General features: G+C 62.2%; 19 protein-coding genes. 9 read left to right on the forward strand and 10 right to left on the reverse strand.

Features of this window, described 5'->3' with window-relative positions; genetic code table 11:
- Together arsJ and chrA are read left to right on the forward strand one after the other, a co-directional pair.
- Positions 1 to 1,320, forward strand: coding sequence for an organoarsenical effux MFS transporter ArsJ (arsJ, locus tag NH396_RS13865; RefSeq protein WP_253064493.1), 1,320 nt, complete (start codon positions 1 to 3; stop codon positions 1,318 to 1,320).
- 274 nt (positions 1,321 to 1,594) lie between these two features.
- On the forward strand, positions 1,595 to 2,872 hold the full coding sequence (gene chrA, locus NH396_RS13870; protein ID WP_253064494.1) for a chromate efflux transporter: 1,278 nt from the start codon (positions 1,595 to 1,597) through the stop codon (positions 2,870 to 2,872).
- 149 nt (positions 2,873 to 3,021) lie between these two features.
- On the opposite strand, the gene NH396_RS13875 is transcribed toward chrA, so the two are convergent.
- The 7 genes from NH396_RS13875 to NH396_RS13905 all read right to left on the reverse strand — a co-directional run bounded on the left by NH396_RS13875 (position 3,022) and on the right by NH396_RS13905 (position 10,086).
- Positions 3,022 to 4,227, reverse strand: a complete 1,206-nt coding sequence (locus NH396_RS13875; RefSeq protein ID WP_253064495.1) for a GAK system CofD-like protein — start codon at positions 4,225 to 4,227, stop codon at positions 3,022 to 3,024.
- A 178-nt stretch (positions 4,228 to 4,405) separates the two neighbouring features.
- Complete coding sequence (locus tag NH396_RS13880) at positions 4,406 to 5,080, reverse strand: HAD family phosphatase (protein ID WP_253064496.1); 675 nt, start codon at positions 5,078 to 5,080, stop codon at positions 4,406 to 4,408.
- The gene (locus NH396_RS13885) at positions 5,073 to 6,260 is read right to left on the reverse strand and encodes an ABC transporter ATP-binding protein (protein WP_253064497.1); all 1,188 of its coding nucleotides are present in this window, start codon (positions 6,258 to 6,260) and stop codon (positions 5,073 to 5,075) included. The genes NH396_RS13880 and NH396_RS13885 overlap by 8 nt, the downstream gene beginning before the upstream one ends.
- Complete coding sequence (locus NH396_RS13890) at positions 6,260 to 7,240, reverse strand: ABC transporter permease (protein WP_253064498.1); 981 nt, start codon at positions 7,238 to 7,240, stop codon at positions 6,260 to 6,262. Before NH396_RS13890 ends, NH396_RS13885 begins: the two co-directional genes overlap by 1 nt.
- A complete protein-coding gene (locus NH396_RS13895) occupies positions 7,224 to 8,072 on the reverse strand; it encodes an ABC transporter permease subunit (RefSeq protein WP_253064499.1) in 849 nt (282 codons plus the stop codon). The genes NH396_RS13890 and NH396_RS13895 overlap by 17 nt, the downstream gene beginning before the upstream one ends.
- Positions 8,072 to 8,905: an alkaline phosphatase family protein gene (locus tag NH396_RS13900; RefSeq protein WP_253064500.1), complete on the reverse strand. Its 834-nt coding sequence runs from the start codon at positions 8,903 to 8,905 to the stop codon at positions 8,072 to 8,074. Before NH396_RS13900 ends, NH396_RS13895 begins: the two co-directional genes overlap by 1 nt.
- A gap of 92 nt (positions 8,906 to 8,997) precedes the next feature.
- Positions 8,998 to 10,086, reverse strand: a complete 1,089-nt coding sequence (locus NH396_RS13905; RefSeq protein ID WP_253064501.1) for an extracellular solute-binding protein — start codon at positions 10,084 to 10,086, stop codon at positions 8,998 to 9,000.
- Positions 10,087 to 10,712: 626 nt separating this feature from the next.
- Between NH396_RS13905 and NH396_RS13910 the strand changes: the two genes are divergently transcribed.
- Entirely contained in the window at positions 10,713 to 11,483 is a 771-nt protein-coding gene (locus NH396_RS13910) for a UTRA domain-containing protein (RefSeq protein ID WP_253064502.1), read from the forward strand.
- A 152-nt stretch (positions 11,484 to 11,635) separates the two neighbouring features.
- On the opposite strand, the gene NH396_RS13915 is transcribed toward NH396_RS13910, so the two are convergent.
- A complete protein-coding gene (locus tag NH396_RS13915; protein ID WP_306424416.1) occupies positions 11,636 to 12,193 on the reverse strand; it encodes an NYN domain-containing protein in 558 nt (185 codons plus the stop codon).
- A gap of 205 nt (positions 12,194 to 12,398) precedes the next feature.
- Positions 12,399 to 12,587, reverse strand: coding sequence for a hypothetical protein (locus NH396_RS13920; RefSeq protein WP_084589604.1), 189 nt, complete (start codon positions 12,585 to 12,587; stop codon positions 12,399 to 12,401).
- A 330-nt stretch (positions 12,588 to 12,917) separates the two neighbouring features.
- Between NH396_RS13920 and NH396_RS13925 the strand changes: the two genes are divergently transcribed.
- The 6 genes from NH396_RS13925 (at position 12,918) to NH396_RS13950 (ending at position 17,586) form a co-directional block, all read left to right on the forward strand.
- Positions 12,918 to 14,003, forward strand: coding sequence for an NAD(P)-dependent alcohol dehydrogenase (locus tag NH396_RS13925; protein ID WP_253064503.1), 1,086 nt, complete (start codon positions 12,918 to 12,920; stop codon positions 14,001 to 14,003).
- A 149-nt stretch (positions 14,004 to 14,152) separates the two neighbouring features.
- A complete protein-coding gene (locus NH396_RS13930; protein WP_253064505.1) occupies positions 14,153 to 15,016 on the forward strand; it encodes a PA4780 family RIO1-like protein kinase in 864 nt (287 codons plus the stop codon).
- A 491-nt stretch (positions 15,017 to 15,507) separates the two neighbouring features.
- The gene (locus NH396_RS13935) at positions 15,508 to 16,524 is read left to right on the forward strand and encodes a substrate-binding domain-containing protein (RefSeq protein ID WP_253064507.1); all 1,017 of its coding nucleotides are present in this window, start codon (positions 15,508 to 15,510) and stop codon (positions 16,522 to 16,524) included.
- Between the two features lie 27 nt (positions 16,525 to 16,551).
- Entirely contained in the window at positions 16,552 to 16,698 is a 147-nt protein-coding gene (locus tag NH396_RS13940; RefSeq protein ID WP_253064508.1) for a hypothetical protein, read from the forward strand.
- 111 nt (positions 16,699 to 16,809) lie between these two features.
- Positions 16,810 to 17,223 carry an arsenate reductase ArsC gene (locus tag NH396_RS13945; protein ID WP_253064509.1) on the forward strand — a complete coding sequence of 138 codons (414 nt, stop codon included), beginning with the start codon at positions 16,810 to 16,812 and terminating at the stop codon, positions 17,221 to 17,223.
- A gap of 27 nt (positions 17,224 to 17,250) precedes the next feature.
- Positions 17,251 to 17,586, forward strand: coding sequence for a metalloregulator ArsR/SmtB family transcription factor (locus NH396_RS13950; protein WP_279833316.1), 336 nt, complete (start codon positions 17,251 to 17,253; stop codon positions 17,584 to 17,586).
- Positions 17,587 to 17,676: 90 nt separating this feature from the next.
- On the opposite strand, the gene NH396_RS13955 is transcribed toward NH396_RS13950, so the two are convergent.
- Complete coding sequence (locus NH396_RS13955) at positions 17,677 to 18,177, reverse strand: DUF1456 family protein (protein ID WP_054557257.1); 501 nt, start codon at positions 18,175 to 18,177, stop codon at positions 17,677 to 17,679.
- Positions 18,178 to 18,199 lie beyond the last annotated feature (22 nt).

An 18,199-nucleotide genomic window follows, 5' to 3' on the forward strand; every position in this document is an offset into this window, starting at 1 on the left:
ATGCTTGCCCGCCTGCGAGAGCTGCCCCATGAGGTGCGCCAGTACCTGCTGGTGACGGGGAATTACTGGGCCTTCACGCTGACGGATGGCGCACTGCGCATGCTGGTGGTGCTGCATTTCCATTCGCTGGGCTATTCGGCGCTGGATATCGCGCTGCTGTTCCTGTTCTACGAAGCCTTCGGTGTCGTCACCAATCTGGTCGGCGGCTGGCTGGGGGCAAGGCTTGGCCTCAATCGCACCATGAATGCCGGGCTTGCGATGCAGCTGGTGGCGCTCGGCATGCTGTTGGTGCCGGAGCCCATGCTGACGGTAGTGTGGGTGATGATCGCCCAGGCGCTGTCGGGCATCGCCAAGGACCTCAACAAGATGAGCGCCAAGAGCGCCATCAAGGTGCTGGTACCGAAGGGGCAGCAGGCGGCGCAGTCGCAGAGCGCGCTATATCGTTGGGTCGCGCTGTTGACCGGTTCCAAGAATGCCCTCAAGGGCCTGGGCTTCTTCCTCGGTGGCGCGGCGCTCAGCCTCATCGGCTTCCAGGGCACCGTATTGACCATGTGGCTCATGCTGGCCGTGGTGCTGGTGCTGTCACTGCGCAAGCTCTCGGCATCACTGGGGCAGAGCAAGGCCAGCCGCAAGCCGGAGTTTCGTGAGATGTTCTCGACCTCGCGAGCGGTCAATGTGCTGTCGGCGGCGCGCATGTGTCTGTTCGCTGCACGCGATGTCTGGTTCGTGGTCGCCTTGCCGGTCTATCTGGCCGAGGTACATGGCTGGAACTTCTGGACGGTCGGTATCCTGATGGCCGCATGGGTGATCGGTTACGGCGGGGTGCAGACCCAGGCCCCGCGCATTACCGGGCCGGTCGCGCGTCGCTTGCACGGTGATGCAGGCGTGCGCTGGATGACCGTGCTGCTGGCTGGTGTGCTGGCCTTGTTGCCCGCGCTGATGGCGAGCATGTCGCTGGATGTGCAGCAGGGAGTCGACAGCACTGCGGCCATCCTGCTGGGGCTGGCACCTCTCGAGTGGCTGATCATTGGCCTGTTGGTGTTCGGCGTCGTCTTCGCCGTCAATTCCAGCTGGCACAGCTACCTGATCGTGCGCTTCGCGCGCAGTGAAGGCGTGTCGATGGATGTCGGCTTCTATTACATGGCCAACGCCATGGGGCGCCTGCTGGGCACCTTGCTGTCCGGTTGGCTCTATCAGGCCTATGGTCTGGAAGCCTGCCTGTGGTGGTCGGCGGCACTGGTGGCGGCGAGCGCCGTGATGGCCATCGCACTGCCCTCGGACACGCAGCATGCATCCACTCAGAAGACGTCGGCCACCTGAAGCCTTCGCCGGGCACCTGACGCCTAAGCCCTTATGCAGGAAGCCCTCCTGCAGGAAGCCCGTCCCAACCATGGGGCGGGCTTCCTGTCATCTGGCGGCGATAGTGTGGTGGGTGATGCAAGGGGCGAGAATCAGGACATTGCGCATTCACCTGATGTCATCGTAGCGTCAGCAAGTGAAGAATCTTTGTATATCTCTCACATAAGCCCCTGATCTAAGCTCCTAGCTGGATTTCCGGTCGTTATCCTTTTCTTTCCGTTCCAAGAGAAACGTCATGTCACATCCGGATGAAACTGCAAGGCGTGAGCGCGACCCTGCGACGCCTGATGCCCCGCTTGCGAGCGACAAGACGCGGCGCAGTGAAGTGCTGCGCACCTTCCTCACGCTGGGACTGACCAGCTTCGGCGGCCCGATCGCTCACCTCGGATACTTTCACGATGAATTGGTACGCAGGCGAGGCTGGTTGAGTGACAAGGCCTACGCCGAGCTGGTCGCGCTCTGTCAGTTCCTGCCGGGGCCGGCCAGCAGTCAGGTCGGTTTCGCGCTGGGCATGGTGCGTGGCGGTGGCGTGATGGGTGGGCTGCTGGCATGGATCGGCTTCACCTTGCCGTCTGCGTTGGCGTTGCTGGTATTGGCGCTGGTGGCGGGCAGCCTCGAAGGGCCGCTGGCCACTGGGGTGATCCACGGCTTGAAGCTGGTAGCGGTGGCCGTCGTCGCCCAGGCGATCTGGGGCATGGCACGCAAGCTGTGCCCGGATTTGCGGCGTACCTGTCTGGCGCTGTTGGCCATGCTGGGCCTGGCGCTGGCACAGAGCGCCTGGACGCAGGTTGCCTGGGCGCAGGTCGGGGTGATCGCGATGGGCGCAGTGCTCGGTAGCCTGCTGTGTCGTGATGACAAGGCGGCATCCGTGCGCCAGCACCCCCAGGCCGCGGGGCTGTCACTGCCGGTCTCGACGCGCCTGGCGCGCTACTGCCTGATCGCGTTCTTCGTGTTGTTGATCGGCCTGCCGCTGGTGGCCTCGGGCAGTCTGGCCGATATCTTCTACCGTGCCGGGGCGCTGGTGTTCGGGGGCGGGCATGTGGTGCTGCCGCTGCTGGAGGCCTCTACCGTCGAGACGGGCCATATCGCGGCCGATACCTTCCTCACCGGCTATGGCGCCGCTCAGGCAGTGCCGGGGCCGCTGTTCACCTTTGCCGCCTGGCTGGGGGCTGGCATGGCGCAGGTGGGCGGCGGTTCGGCACTGCTCGGTGCCGTCATTGCGCTGTTGAGCATCTTCCTGCCGGGGATTCTGTTGCTGATCGGTGTGGCGCCTTTGTGGGGGCGTCTGCGCGCACGTGCCGGGGCGCGCGCTGCGCTCGCCGGCGCCAACGCGGCCGTCGTGGGCGTGCTGGGCATGGCGCTCTATGACCCGCTATGGACCACCAGCGTGCTGAGCCGCACGGACATGGTAATCGCGCTGGCCGCCTTCATCGCTCTGACACGCTTCTCGCTGGCACCCTGGAAGCTGGTGCTGGGGATGGTGATCCTCGGCGCGGTGCGTGGCGTGATCTAAGTCCCGACGTCGTATCTGATAACAGAACGCCCCCGTCTGCCGTTGGCAGGCGGGGGCGTTCTTGTTCTACAGAGAAGCTTCAGGCCGAGCAGCTCATGCCGAGCAACTTCGCTCAGAGCAACTTTAGGCCGAGCGGCTCGTGGTTGGCGTCACACCAGCGACAGCAGCGCGGTGACCAGCAGCTCGTTGTCGTAGTAGGGCGCGCTCTGCTCGCTGATCAGACGGGTGTCGATCACGGTGATGCCCATGCGCTCGAGCGCCTCGATGCAGGGGCCGCCGGGATAGTCACCGCGCTGGCTGTCGAGGAGCACGATGTTGAGCAGGTTCTCGGTGGGGCAGTCTTCCATGCGGCCGGTCAGGTCGGCACACAGGGTGTCGAGCAACACGCTGACCAGCTCATCCATGCGTTTGCCGGTCTGCTCCGGGTCCGGGCAGCAGTTGGGGATATAGACCTTGGGGCAGGGGTTGGCCAGCACCGCGCGCCCGACGCCCTTGGGCAGCAGATTGGCGAGCACGCTGGAGTAGAAGCTGCCGGGAGGGAAACAGATCAGCTCGGCCGACTCGATCAACTGGCGATTGTTGGCGTGCAGCTCCGGCACCACGGGCACATGGTGGTCGCCCTCTGTCGCGGCCAGGCGCATGCGCGCGATGGGCGAATCGAGAGGGGCGACTTCCTTGCCGGTGATGCGGTGCTGACCGATGATCTCGCGGCCATCTTCCAGCGTTGCCGCCAGATGGCAATCGGCATTGACCACGGCGCGCACCGTACCGCGCACGTGTACCAGCTTGGAGAACAGGAAGATGATCTGATCCAGCTGCTGGTGATGGTTCAGATAGCCACCGGCAATGATCAGGTTGCCGATGCTGGCGCCTCGCAGATCGAAGCCTTCCGGCATGGCGTCGATGAGAAAGCCCAGCTGATGGCAGATCAGGGTGCGCATCGGTTCCGCGACCGCCATGGTCAACGGATGACGTCCGGCTGCCAGCTCGCGCAGCGTGGCGTGCAGCATCTCCGGGCGCGCTTCACGCGGCAGGCGGTGGGTAAACAGGCGATAGATATCGGGATGGCCCAGGACGCTGTCATCGGCCAGCGCCATCAGGCGGGAACGCAGATCGCCGATGGCGGGCATCGAGAAGGCGTCGCGCAGTTTGGCCGAGCTGCCACCGGAGTCGAACGGCGTCACCAGATGGATGCTGTGGTGGGTATAGCGGGTCAGGGTGCGCGAGACCCCGGTCAGTGCGGTGCCGCCACTGAAGAACAGCACGCGCGGGCCGACTTCGGGGGCTTTCAGATAGCGCCTGACGCGCATGGGATCGGGTACACGTGCGATCCGACTGACCCTGACCTTGGCCATTGCATGGCTTCCTTTATGCTTGCATTTTTGGCATAGAGTGCCTTTTTTTACGCCCAGCGTCGCCTATTATGCACTTTCTCTCAATTCCAGCGCAGGGACTCTCGATTTCCGTCTCTCGATCCCAGTCCAGCGTCTCTTGTTGCCAGCCTGATTTCCCTTATCGCCAACCCCGTTTCCCTCATTGCCAGCGTAGTGTCTGCCAGGCGCGCTGTTGCGCCAGGCTGGCAAGGGTCGGGTCCGGGTGGACGGCGAAGGGGTGATCGACGAATTCCAGCAAGGCCAGATCATTGCGTGAATCCGAATAGCCCCAGCTGGGCACCCCGGCGCTGTGGCTGGCGTGTTGCCGTTGCCATGCCTTGAGTGCCGCGAGCTTGCCCTCGCGGAAGGTGCGTATGCCACAGGCCCGCCCGTTGTAGCAGCCTTGCTCGGTCTCAAGGGCCGTGGCCAGGGCCGCGTCCAGCGCCAGGCGCTCGGCGAGGGGGGCGACCAGATGCGCCGTCGAGGCCGAGATGATCACGACCTGATGATTCTGAGCGCGGTGCCAATGGATCCGCTCCAGCCCCTCACGATACAGGCGCGGCATCAGCTCGGCATCGAGAAAGCGTGCCACCTCGGCATCGACCTCACTGACGGCACGCCCTGCCAGCGGGGCCAGCAGGTGAGTCAGGTGGGTCTCCATGTCGAGCTCACCGGCCGCGTAGTCCTGCATCTGTTGTGCCCAGATCGCGCGATATTCCTCGCCATCGACGATCCAGCCCCTTGCGATCAACCAGTCGGTCCAAAGCCCCGTGGCGTCGCCCTCGAGCAAGGTGTCGTCAAGATCGAAGATGGCAAGCCCTGTGATGTCAGCCATGGGACACCTGCGACGTGGTGGCGGTCTCGTTACCGCCCAGCGCCTGAACCTCATCCAGATCGGCGTGCAGCATCACGCGCAGATGGCGCGGCAGTAGCTGCCGAGCACTGCGATTGAGGACATCGACATTCAGGCGCAGTCCCTGACAGTCCACCTCGTAGCGCACGATATTGCCGAGCAGCTGGTGGCGGCGGATCACGCCCGGGCAGCCGGGGCCGGCATTGTCCGGCAAGGGTTGGGTCGGGAAGTTGGCATATTCATCCTGCTGTCCTTGGGGGCTGGTGTCCGGTTGCAGGTACAGCGCTTCCGGACGCAGTGCCACGCGCGGACTGTCGCTTTCGTAGCCGAGCAGCGGGCGCGCCAGCTCGCGGCCGATCAGATTGTAATGCCCCATGAAACCTGCCGCCGTGGCATCCACCGGCCGGGTATACAGCGATTCGGCATTGCCCTGCTGCAGGATGCGCCCCTGATGCATCAGGAAGATGCGGTCCGACAGCAGCAGTGCCTCTTCCTGATCGTGGGTCACGAACAGGGTGGTCAGGCCGAGGCTCTTCTGGATATCGCGGATCTGATCACGCAGATGGCGGCGGATACGCGCATCGAGCGCCGACAGCGGCTCATCCAGCAGCAGGATCTGCGGTTCGACCACCAGCGCGCGTGCCAGCGCCACACGCTGACGCTGGCCGCCGGACAGTTGATGCGGGAAGCGCTGCGCCTGATCGGTCAGCTCCACCAGTCTGAGCACCTCGCTGACACGCCGCTCGCGCTCTTCCGGGCGCACCTTCTTCATGCGCAGCCCGAAGGCCACGTTATCCGCCACCCGCATGTTGGGGAACAGCGCATAGTGCTGGAAGACCATGCCGATGCCGCGACGCTGCGGCGGCAGTGGCGTGATGTCGTGACCATCGACGATGATCTGGCCGGCATCGACATCATTGAGACCGGCGATGGCGCGCAGCAGGGTCGACTTGCCGCAGCCGGAGGGCCCGAGCAGGGTGATGAATTCCCCGCGCGCGATCTCGGCCTCTATCTCGGCGAATACCTGGGTCTTGCCGAAGCTCTTGGTCAGGCCATTGAGCTTTAGGTAGTGCTGGTCGGCGGCACGTTCGCGCAGGGCGCTGGTCAGAAGACCGCCGGCGCTCTGGCTATCGAATGTGGTGGCGGTGTCGATGGCAAGCATCAGCGGTCCCCTCTGTATGCGGAGTCTGACGACTGGTGAGTGGTGTGACGCGGCTCGGGGTCGGCGCTCGGCACCGGGCCGGGCAAGCCGTCGGTCATGGCGGGGGCCAGCACCTCGTCGGGGTCATCCGCGGGCATCTCCTGCTCGGCGGGCTGACGATTGCCGAGCCAGGTCAGGATCAGGGTGAACACGAACAGGGTGATGACCAGGGCGCTGGTGAAGTGGCCGCTGGCGCCGCGGATATTGTTCAGATAGACCTGCAGGGTTTCGAAGCGGGTGCCGACCAGCATGTTGGCGAACACGAATTCGCCGGCCAGGAACGAGAAGGCCAGGAAGACGGCAATCTGGATGCCGACGCGAATATTGGGCAGCACGACCAGGAAGAACGCCTTGAGCGGACTCGCCCCCAGCAGTTGAGCGGCCTCCATCAGGGACGCCACGTCCAGTGCGCGCAGGCTGTTGGCCAGGGCGCGGTACATGAAGGGCAGCACGATGGTGAAGTAGGTGGGGATCAGGATCCACGGCGTGCCGACGATGGCCAGCGGGCCACCCGCGTAGAGTTGCAGCAGGCCGACCGATGACACGATGGGCGGCACGGCGAAGGGCAGCAGGATCAGTCCATTCATCACGCTATCCAGGCGCGGATAGCGTGTGTGGGCGAGAAACACCACCGGCACGATCAGCAGCAACGACAGTGCCAGCGCGCCGACCGCGACCAGCAGCGAGCGCCCGAACGCCGCCAGAAAACGCGGCGTGGTCCAGAGTTCCAGAAACCATTTCACGGTCAGGGCGTCGGGAGTCAGGCTGGCGCCCCAGCGTGTTGCCAGGGCGTAGAACAGCGTCGCGATCAGCGGCAGTGCCAGCAGTGCAAAGACACTGGTGACGACGAAGGTGTAGAGATTCACGCGGCGCAGGCGCGCCATCAGGCTGGGCAGCAAGGGCTTGCCGTGGCGATAGGGCAGTTCAGCGGGAAGTGACATGGTAGCTCCTGCGCATGAGCCATTGCTGAATCAGCGTGACGATGATGAGAATGACGACCAGCACAAGGGCCAACGCGCTGGCCAGTTCCGGCTGCAGGAACAGATCGCCTGAGACCAGGTTGGCGATGCGGATGGTCATCAGGTTGTAGCTGGTGTTCACCAGCGCATAGACGGTGGCGTAGGCGCCCATGGCATTGGCGAACAGCACGGTGAGCGTACCCGCCAATGACGGCCACAGCACCGGCAGGCCGATGTGCTGCCAGTAGGCGAGGCGGTTGGCGCCCAGCAGGCTGGCGGCTTCACGCCACTCCGTTTTCAGGGTGCTGAAGGCGGGATACAGCAACAGGATGCCCAGCGGAATCTGGAACCAGGTGTAGATGACGATCAGGCCGGTGCGCGAGTAGAGATTGAAGTCCTCGAGCAGACCGAAGCGCTCCAGCATCAGGGTCAGCATGCCGTTGGCGCCCATCAGGATGATAAAGGCGAAGGCCAGCGGGACGCCGGCGAAGTTGCTGGTCATGTTGGTGAAGGCGATCATCATGCGCGTCAGACGCGGGCCGCAGCGTTGCATGCTGTGACAGGTCACGGCGGCGATCGCCAGCCCCAGAACGCTGGACATGAAGGAGATCTCGAGGCTGCGCCAGATGGCCTGTCGGAAGAAGGCCGACGAGGCGATCTCGTGAAAGTTGGCCAGCCCCCAGCCCGTGGGAGTCTTGAAGGCGCTGATCATCACCCACATCAGCGGCGCGATCTGGAAGGCGCCGAAGATCAGCGCAAACGGCAGCAGCCACATGACGGGGCTGGTCAGGCGGCGCTTGAAGGCGGCAGACATCACTTGAGCCCTCGCGTGGCAGCATGGCTCGCCAGCAGCGACGGATTGCTCGCCTTGCTGTGCTCGAGGCCCAGCAGTGTGGCCAGGGTGCCGCAGAGCTCGCGTTGCTTGAGATCCGTCGCGGCGGCGTTGGCGAAGGCGGTGCCGAAGGTCCACAGCGGCACGCGACGCTCCTCTTCCAGCAGGCCGGAATGTGAGCGGTCGGCATTCATGCCGTGATCGGCGGTGACCATCACCTGATAGCCGGCTTCCAGCCATGCCGGCAGGTAGTCGGCCAGGGCGACGTCGGCATGCCGCGCGGCGTTGCGGTACTGCGGCGTGTCGCCGCCATGACGATGGCCGGCATCGTCGATGTTCATGCTATGCACCAGCAGGAAATCCGGGTCGTGACGCAGGCGCAGCATTTCGGCGTCACTGAACAGATGGTCATCCGGGTAATGATCCTGCCAGTAGAAGATGCCCGCCTGGATGGCGGATTCCGGGTTGTCGAGCCAGCGATGGCGGGCCGGCACGAAGGGGGCCGCGACATAGAGTTCGCTGACCCAATGATAGGCGGCGGCAGCCGTGCGCTTGCCCTGCTGGCTGGCAAGGTCGAACAGGCTGATGCCGCGTGAGCGACGCACGATACCGTTGTTGACGATACCTGAGTCGACAGGCAAGTCGCCGGTCAGCAGGCATTCATAGAGCGGGCGCGACATGGCCGGCAGTTCGCAGTCCAGTGATTGATACTGGCCACGGCCGGCCTCGACCAGGGCGCTCAGATAGCCCATGGCATGATGACCCACGGCATGGTTGAGGCCGTCGAGCACGACAAGAATGACACGCTGAGACATGGTGACTCCGTGAAGCTCAAGACGGCACCGCAAAGGCGATGCCGTCTGTCAGGATGGTGCGCGCTCTGCTCGCGTGAAGCAGAGGCCGGGGATCACTGCTGGTGGATCAGTACCTGGGACTGCCACTGACGCGGCAGCTGCTTGGCACTGGCTTCCCAGCCCGCGAAGTCCTGAACCGGACGAGCATTGGCGTACTGCTCGTTGGGCAGCAGCTTGGCGGCGATATCCTCAGGCAGGGTGAGGTGCTCGGCGCGGATCGGACGGGCATAGCCCTTGGCCAGATTCAGCTGACCGGCATCGGAGAGGATGTACTCACGGGCCAGCTTGGCGGCATTCGGGTGCGCGGCATGCTTGTTGATGATGGTGGCGTAGCCGGAGGTGACGGAGGCATCAGACGGAATGACGACCTCGAAGGTGTCGCGGTTGATCTGATCGCGATAGTTCAGGGCATTGAAGTCCCACAGCAGGGCAACTTCGACTTCGCCTTTCTCCAGGTTGGCGATGCTCGGCTCAGCCAGTGACAGACGGCCCTGGCGCGCCAGTTCCGCGAAGACTTCCAGGCCCGGTGTCAGGTCGGATTCCTTGCCGCCATTGGCGAAGGCAGCGGCCAGAATGGCGTTGTTGGCCTGGGACGCCTTGCCCACGGCGCCGACGGACACCTTGTAGTCACCCTTGGCGAGGTCGGCGAAGGAGGTCGGGCGCTCATCTTCACTGACCAGCGTCTTGTTGATCATGAAGGAAATGGTGCCGGTGTAGCCCAGTACCCAGTGGCCATCCTTGTCCTTGGCCCACTCCGGGATCTGCTCCCAGGTCGTGGTCTTGTAGGCCTGGGACACGCCTTGCTGCACCGCGATCGGACCGAAGGCGAAGCCCACGTCACCGATATCGGCGGTGGCGTTCTCACCCTCGGCCTTGAACTTGGCGACTTCCTCGGCGGAGCTCATGTCGGTATCGCTATGCGCGATGGAATACTTCGACTCGAGGTCTGCCCAGGTGTCCTTCCAGTTGGCCCAGCTGTCCGGCATGCCGACGCTATCGACACGGCCTTCGGACTGAGCGGCCTCGAGAAGGTCAGCCGGCATGTCGGCGGCACTGACGGAGGCACTGCCCAACAGGGCGGCCATGCAGGTTGACACCAGCAGGCCGGTGGAGCGGGATGAGGTAGTGGCAATCGATTTCAAGGAGATTTCCCCAGTAGGTGATGAACAATCGCTGCGCTGAAGGTAAGGCGTGACGGGCCAGGCACCCTGTCGACACGCTGAGAGCACGACCGGGTGCTCAGGTCATTGCTCAGGCCAGTTCTCGGATCATTGATCAGACCAGCGCTCTGCCAAGTGCCGAGATAGCCGAGACTTTGTGGTCTAGTTCAGTTCGAAAGGCACGATCGACTTTAGCGCTCGCCTGTGACAGTTGCGTGTCGTCAACATGTCGTTGTCATGGCATGCGATGACAGCTCTGCCTCTGCCTCTTTCATACCTTCCCCGTGCCTTCTTCGTGCCTTGCCGCAGGCTCCAGCCCTCGCTATCTTCTACAGCTATAGGCGTGCAAGGCACAAGTCAGCGCGTGATGGCTGACCTGTCGTGGCAGCTAGAGCTGAGCTGTCATCGAGTTGTCATGCCGATGCCACTATTCTCCTCATGCGTGTCTCGACAAGCATGTCTTGAAAAGTCGCACTGAGCTTTACGAGTCATCTGAACTAGACCACAGAAATCGCTTCGCTCTGACCCTTTCCATCTTGGACGCGCTGGATGTCATGCAAGTGACTCGCCAGAAATTGCTGTCTTTCGTTATCTTTCAGGAACTTCGCATGCCTTCATCTTCGCTTGAGCCCCAGAGTGACGCCGCTTCATCGGCAACTCCTGACGCGGATGTCCCCGTGGCAGGGCTCAAGGGCAAGCTTCTGAGCCATCTTGAGGCAGCGCCGTTACGCGCTTCACAGCGCCTGCCCTCCGAGCGCGAGATGATCGAACGCTTTGCCACGACGCGGGTCACGCTGCGCGACACCTTGCTGCAGCTGGAGGCGGAAGGGCGCATCTATCGCGAGAATCGGCGGGGCTGGTTCGTCTCTCCGCCACGACTGCGCTATGACTTGCTGGCGTGCCTGCCATTTCGCGACATGGTCGAGTCACAGCAGCGGGTGGCCAGCACCGAGGTACTGGCGGCAGGAGAAGTCGCCGCCAACGCGGTGATCGCGCGGCGGCTGGGAATTGCGGAGGGCTCAGTGGTCTATCGCATCACTCGCGTGCGGCGTATCGACGGGCGGCGCGTGCTGCATGTCTGCCATCACCTGCGACGTGACTGCTTCCCGGGCATCCTCGATTTCGACCTCGCTGCCCACTCCCTGACCGACCTCTACCGGCACGAATACGCCATTCGTGTCAGTCGCGTCAGCTTCGAATTGGCCTCCACGGTGTTTGACGCTGAGGCCGCCGCCGCGCTGAACGCCGCGCAAGGTAGCCCCGCGCAGCGCATCACTCGCATCAACTTCGATCAAAATGGCCGCGCGGTGGACTGCGATGATGAACACTGGCGCCACGACGCCATTGAATTGACTTTGAGTGCCGCACCACAGAGCTAGTCGACAAGTTCGCGGTAAAGCCTGAATGTCTGGCAGGCCGCTGGTAGCCCAGACGAAAACACCCGCACATCCTCTTGATTAGTGGAGGCAGTGCGGGTGTTTCTTGTGCGACAGACAGGATTCGAGCGCGGTTGAGACGCGATCGATCGGTATCAGCGCATCAGCAGGCTTTCATCGACTTCGCGGAAGTGATGGGCGCTTTTCATCAGGGTGAGGGCGGTGAGGGCTTCGACGCCATAGACGCGTGTGGTGATGGCGTGACGGGTGGCGACATGATCCAGCAGCAGGGCGAAGTCGCCATCGCCGGAGGCGAGGATGATCTCATCGACTTCGGGGGCGGCTTCCATCACGTCGATGGTGATGCCGACATCCCAGTCGCCCTTGGCCGAGCCGTCGCCGCGCTGGATGAAGGGCTTTAGTTTGACCTCAAAGCCTATCTCGCGCAGGCGCTGCTGGAATTGCTGCTGCTTGGGGTCGCCACGGTCGATCGCGTAGGCGTAGGCATGCTGGATCGAGCCGAGGCGCTCGAGCTCTGCCCATAGGCGACGATAATCGAACTGCCGGCCGAAGGTATCGCGGGTGGTGTAGTAGATGTTCTGCACATCAATGAAGACGGCCAGGCGTGTGCGGGCCCCATCCGCGTCGCGAGTGCCATGCATGCTGTGCTGGCGGGAGTCGAGGGAGCTGTCGCGCGAAGTAGAGGCTGGCATTGGCGTCGCCGTGGCGGGAGGGGCAAGGGTAGGCAAGAGGTGATTTTCCTCTCCCCAGAAAGAAGCCGGCCGCTACCTGATGATGCAGGGCAGCGGCTGGAGGTCTAGCGATCAACAGCGCTCTCACCGGTCAGTGACTCGATGGCAGGCGCCAGTTGAGTGAGGCGAGCAGCGAGTTCGGGCACCAAGGCTTGATGGGCAAGCTTCAGCTCTTGGCAGCAGGGTTTGACGGCTTGGTCGGCTTGACGCCAATGACCTGGCCGCTGACACCGGATTCAATCACATCCACCTTGCCACCACGGTCCAGGAAGGCCTGCATCTGAGCTTCAAGCGAGGCTGAGGTTTCGACAGCAGCCGGTGCTTTTTTCTTTGCAGCAGTACGAGTATTCGCCATGCGGGACTCCGTTCCAAGACGTGAGGGGTGAAGGTTTATGATAACACAGTGGCAACTTTGCTGCTTGATAGCGTCAACTTGGAATCAGAAGCATGATGTTTTGCGTCGCTTTTCCCTGTGCCGGCAAGCCTCGTGCAGCTTGGTGGGCCGCTGTTGCGATCTGACCAACACAGTGATGCAGGGCGGCCAAGCCATTGAAAAGTCGGGCTGTCGGTAAGAGGTCAGTGGGCATGATCGCGATTGCCGCATGGCATGCGAATCCTTTTACGGGCGCTGAATCATCTTTGATGAGCAGGCTGTCCGTCGCTCAGCCAAGCAAGGAGAGACTCCATGACAAGCCCTTCCAACGGTAATTTTGACGGCCAGACTCGCGCTTATGCCGTGGCATCCGAAACGGCAGACCTGGCGCCCTGGAACTTCGAGCGTCGCCAGCCGCGTCCGGACGATGTGGCCATCGAGATTCTCTACTGCGGTGTCTGTCACTCGGATCTGCACGTCGGCCGCAATGACTGGGGCTTTTCTCAGTATCCGCTGGTGCCGGGGCACGAGATCGTGGGGCGGGTGACCCAGGTGGGCAATGACGTCAGTCAGTACAAGGTGGGCGACATCGTCGGCGTCGGCTGCATGGTGGATTCCTGCCGTGAATGCAGCGCCTGTCAAAAGGGGCTCGAGCAATACTGCCTCGACGGCATGACCATGACCTACGGCAGCCCGGACCGTCACGATGGCAGCCTCACCCAAGGCGGCTATTCCGACAAGATCGTCGTCAGCGAACGCTTCGTGGTCACCATCCCGGACAAGCTCGACCCGGCAGTGGCCGCGCCGCTGCTGTGTGCGGGTATCACGACCTATTCGCCGCTGCGTCACTATGGCGTGAAGTCCGGCGACAAGGTCGGGGTGATCGGCATGGGCGGCCTGGGCCACATGGGCATCAAGTTCGCCAAGGCGATGGGTTGTGAAGTGACGCTCTTCACCCGCAGCGAGAGCAAGGTCGAGGAAGCGCGCGAGAATGGTGTCGATCATGTGATCGTCTCGACGGATGACGAGCAGATGGCAGCCGCCACCGAAACCTTCGATTTCCTGCTCGACACGGTGCCGGTGCCGCATGATCTCAACCCTTACCTCAACACCCTGAAGTACGACGGCACGCATATCCTCGTTGGCCTGGTGCAGGAAGTGGACCCCGCGCTGCAGGGCGGCAACCTGGTCATGAAGCGCCGTGTATTGGCGGGCTCGTTGATCGGTGGCATGCCGGAGACCCAGGAAGTGCTCGACTACTGCGCCGAGCACGACATTGGCTGCGATATCGAGATGATCGACATCGACACCATCAATGATGCTTGGAAGCGCATGCAGCAAGGCAAGGTCAAGTATCGTTTCGTGATTGACATGCAGAGCCTCAAGAACGCCCAATAAGCGCTGGCGCTGCTGCCGACGAGACAGTCTGTCACTGAATGCTGAAAACCCCCGCCAATGACGCATTGGCGGGGGTTTTGTCGTAAGGTATGTCACAAAATTGCTACAGGGTGATTCCCGATGTATCGCAAAACGCGTATAAGAACGCGATGAAAACGCCAAAGAGAATCCAGCCGCTCATAGATGACGGTCTGGTCGATGAAGTGCTTCGCCCCTTGATGAGTGGCAAGGAAGCCTCGGTCTACGTCGTGCGCTGCGGAGACGAGATCCGCTGTGCCAAGGTCTACAAGGATGCTGCCCAGCGCAGCTTCAAGCAGGCCGTGCTCTATCAGGAAGGCCGCAAGGTGCGCAACAGTCGCCGTCAGCGGGCGATGGAGAAGGGCTCCGGCTTTGGACGCAACCAGCAGGAAGCCGCCTGGCAGAATGCCGAGGTCGATGCGCTGTATCGTCTGGCTGATGCCGGTGTGCGCGTGCCGCAGCCGTTCGGCTGCTTCGATGGCGTGCTGCTGATGGAGCTGGTCACCGACGACGACGGCAATGTGGCGCCGCGCCTGAATGATGTCTCGATGTCCGCCGAGCAGGCACGGGAAGACCATGCGCTGATGATGCAGTACATCGTGCGCATGCTGCATGCCGGCCTGGTGCATGGCGACCTGTCCGAGTTCAACGTGCTGGTCGATGACTATGGCCCAGTGATCATTGATCTGCCGCAGGCGGTCGATGCCGCGGCCAACAATAATGCCAAGAGCATGTTGGTGCGTGATGTCGCCAACATCACCGCCTACTACGCGATGTTCGCGCCTGAACTGGCACAGACACGCTACGCCGATGAGATCTGGGCATTGTTCGAGGCCGGTGATATGGACCCGGATGTCGAGCTGACGGGCCTTTATGAGGACGACGCCGAAGCGCCGGACGTGGATGCGCTGCTTGAGAACATCATGGCGGCCATGGAAGAAGAGCAGGAGCGCAAGGCGCGCCAGAAGAGTGCCGAAGAGGGCGATGATGACTAGCAGGAACCTTTAGCTGCTAACTGCTAACTGCTAACTGCTAGCCGGGCCTTAGGCTCCCGCCAGAAGCGTTGAGGAGGGGCTCGCCAGTGGCAAGCGAGTGATTCCCTGTCACGCACGCTGCTGTTTCGATGGCCTGATCTTCCCACGAGTGACTGGGGAGGTCAGGCCATTTCTGTTGGGGCCTTGTCTCGGTCGAAGGTAAAGCTGAGAGGTGAAAGGAGAAGGAGATGGGATAGAGAGGCAAGGCAACCCGCGACAGGATTCTCAGCGGAGATGTCACGCGACTGCAATAAAATGATGATCATATATGCCTATGCGTATATATCGACATGCCTGTCATCGAGATACGTGTTCAGCATGCCGAGGGTGATTCTCATCACTGGCATGTGGCGGTTGGCGAGGTGTCGCGTCAATCGGGGCGGCGGAGTCGTGAGGGATTTCGCCACCAAATATATGCTTATTCATATAAATCAATGTATCGGAGCACCGCAATGAATCGCCCTCTCAAGCAGCTCGCTTTCGTGATCGCCTCTGCGGCTGTCGTGTCCAGTGCACAAGCACGTGACCAGGTTCGCATCGTCGGTTCCAGCACCGTCTATCCCTTCTCGAGCTATGTGGCGGAAGAGTTCGGTGTCACCACGGATCATCCCACTCCGGTTATCGAAGCCACGGGGTCTGGTGGTGGCATGAAGCTTTTCTGTGAAGGTGTCGGCAGCAACACACCGAATATCACCAACGCGTCGCGCCGCATGAAGGCCTCCGAATTCGAACGCTGCCAGGAAAATGGCGTGACCGACATCACCGAAGCCTTCATCGGTTATGACGGCATCGCCTTTGCGCAGTCTAATACCAACGACGCAGCCGCCTTCACGCTGGAGCAGATCGCGCTGGCGGTCGCGGCTCAGGTGCCGGTCGATGGCAAGCTGGTGGCCAATCCCTATACCCGTTGGAACCAGATCGATCCCAGCCTGCCTGACCGCAAGATCACCATTTATGGGCCGCCCAGCACTTCCGGTACGCGCGATTCCTTTGAGGAGCTGGTGCTGGAAGCCGCCACTGAAGAGATGGACGGCTATGGCGGCGAAGGCTACTCCAAGGTGCGCAACGATGGCGTCTTCGTGCCGGCAGGTGAGAACGACAACCTGATCGTGCAGAAGCTGTCGGAAGACACCGAGGCCTTCGGCGTCTTCGGTTACTCCTTCCTCGAGGAAAACGAAGACTCGCTGAGTGGCGCGACCATCGACGGCATCGCCCCGTCTCCCGAGGCCATCTCGGAAGAGACCTACCCGGTCGCACGTACCATGTTCTTCTACATCAAGAATCAGCACGCGGAAGAAGCGCCGGTCATGTATGACTACGCGGACCTGTTCATGAGCGAGAAGATGGTCGGCAACCTGGGCTATCTGAAAGGCATCGGCCTGATTCCGGCGCACGAAGAAGCGCGCAAGGCGGCGCGTCAAGCCGTCGCCGACAGGAAGACCCTGACGCTTTCGGACCTTAAGGGCTGATGACGTGAGCCACGCGGTGCGGCGTTCGTGCGCATCGTGAACACAGCGAATGGCGATCTTCGCGGGCTGGCGTGGTGTGCCTGGCAGTTGCCGGTCACTGCGCTGGCCCGTTCGCGTCTGTTGCAGGGTCTGTTGCAGGTGTTGCCGCAGGGTTTGTTGCAGAAAGTGATCTGAAGCTGGGGCGCCGAGGCCTGAAAGGCTACTGACATCAGTTTGTTATACAAGCGCGGTACTTCTGATGTGCGACCCTATGGTAAGGTAAAATTGCAGCTCTGGAGATGAGTCATGTCCAAACAGCGAGTGCTTTTTCTGTGCAATGCCAACTCTGCTCGCTCCCTGATGGGGGAGGCACTGTTGCGCAACATGGCGGGGGACGAGTTTGACGCCTTCAGTGCCGGTGTCGCGCCTGATGCCCCGCAACAGCATGCGTTGGACGCACTGGCGCGCGCCGGGGTGGAGACTACAGGTCTGGCGAGCGAGTCGATCGATCGCTACCGCTCTCAGTCCTTTGATGCCGTCATCGTGCTATGCCAGAAGGCGCAGCAGCAGTGTCGCCAGTGGGATGGCCAGACCGATGAGCTGTTGTTCTGGGATATCGAGGATCCGCGCAATGAGGATACTGCGGTGTCCTATGGGCGCGCCTTGAACGAAATTCGCACGCGCTTGCAGCTGTGGTTGGCGGCACGCTCACATCATTGAATCAGGTGGAATTCTGCATTGTCTCTTCTGACCCCGACACGTCTTTTCAAATGCCTCAGCGACGATACACGCCTTGTGCTGATGTTGCTTATCCATGCAGAAGGCGAGCTTTGCGTATGCGAGATGACCTACGTGTTGCAGGAGTCGCAGCCCAAGGTATCGCGCCATCTGGCCCAGTTGCGCAATTGTGGTCTGCTGCTGGATCGCCGCCAGGGGCAATGGGTCTACTACCGTCTGATGCCTGACCTGCCGTCCTGGGTATTGCCGGCGCTGGTCGCGGCGGCGGAAGGGAGCCAGCACCGTATGGCACCGTTGCTGGCGCGCCTGGCCACCATGGAAGGGCGCCCCAACCGCGAATGCTGAGCCGCTGTTGGTACCGCCATTGCCGTCATGCAACAACGCCGCCCCGGAATCCGGGGCGGCGTTGTTGCATGACGGCACATCAGGGGCTGATCAGACCGGATCGACGGCGTGCTGCTCGGTCTCGGGGTCATGGCGACGATGGCGCAGTTCGATGCCCTTGAGCAGGTTGCGCAGGATCTGGTCCTTGCACTCGCGGTAGTGGCGATGATCGGGCTTGCGGAAGAAGGCAGACAGCTCGGACTTGGTGATCAGCTCGAAACCGGCCAGTGCCAGTAGCTCGAGCATGTCATCATCCTTGAGCTCGAAGGCGATCTTGAGCTTGCGCAGAATCACGTTGTTGTCGAGACGCTTTTCAGGCGCCGGCTGGGCGCCTTCGCGCTTGCCGCGACGCACGTTGATCAGGCCATTGAGGAACCTGGCCAGGTCGATGTCCTTGATGCGCTGCTGAGCCTCATCATCATCGCGCTTGAGCCAATCGCTGATCTGGGCGCGTGAGACCTCGTGGTCCGCGGCAGCGAAGGTGTTGATCATGTCGGTGTCGGAGAGATTCAGCGCGTAGCGCAGGCGACGGATGATGTCGTTATTGGTCACGGGCGTGGTTCCGGTCGTGAAG

Source organism: Cobetia sp. Dlab-2-AX, assembly GCF_024124625.1.
Classification (GTDB): Bacteria; Pseudomonadota; Gammaproteobacteria; order Pseudomonadales; family Halomonadaceae; genus Cobetia.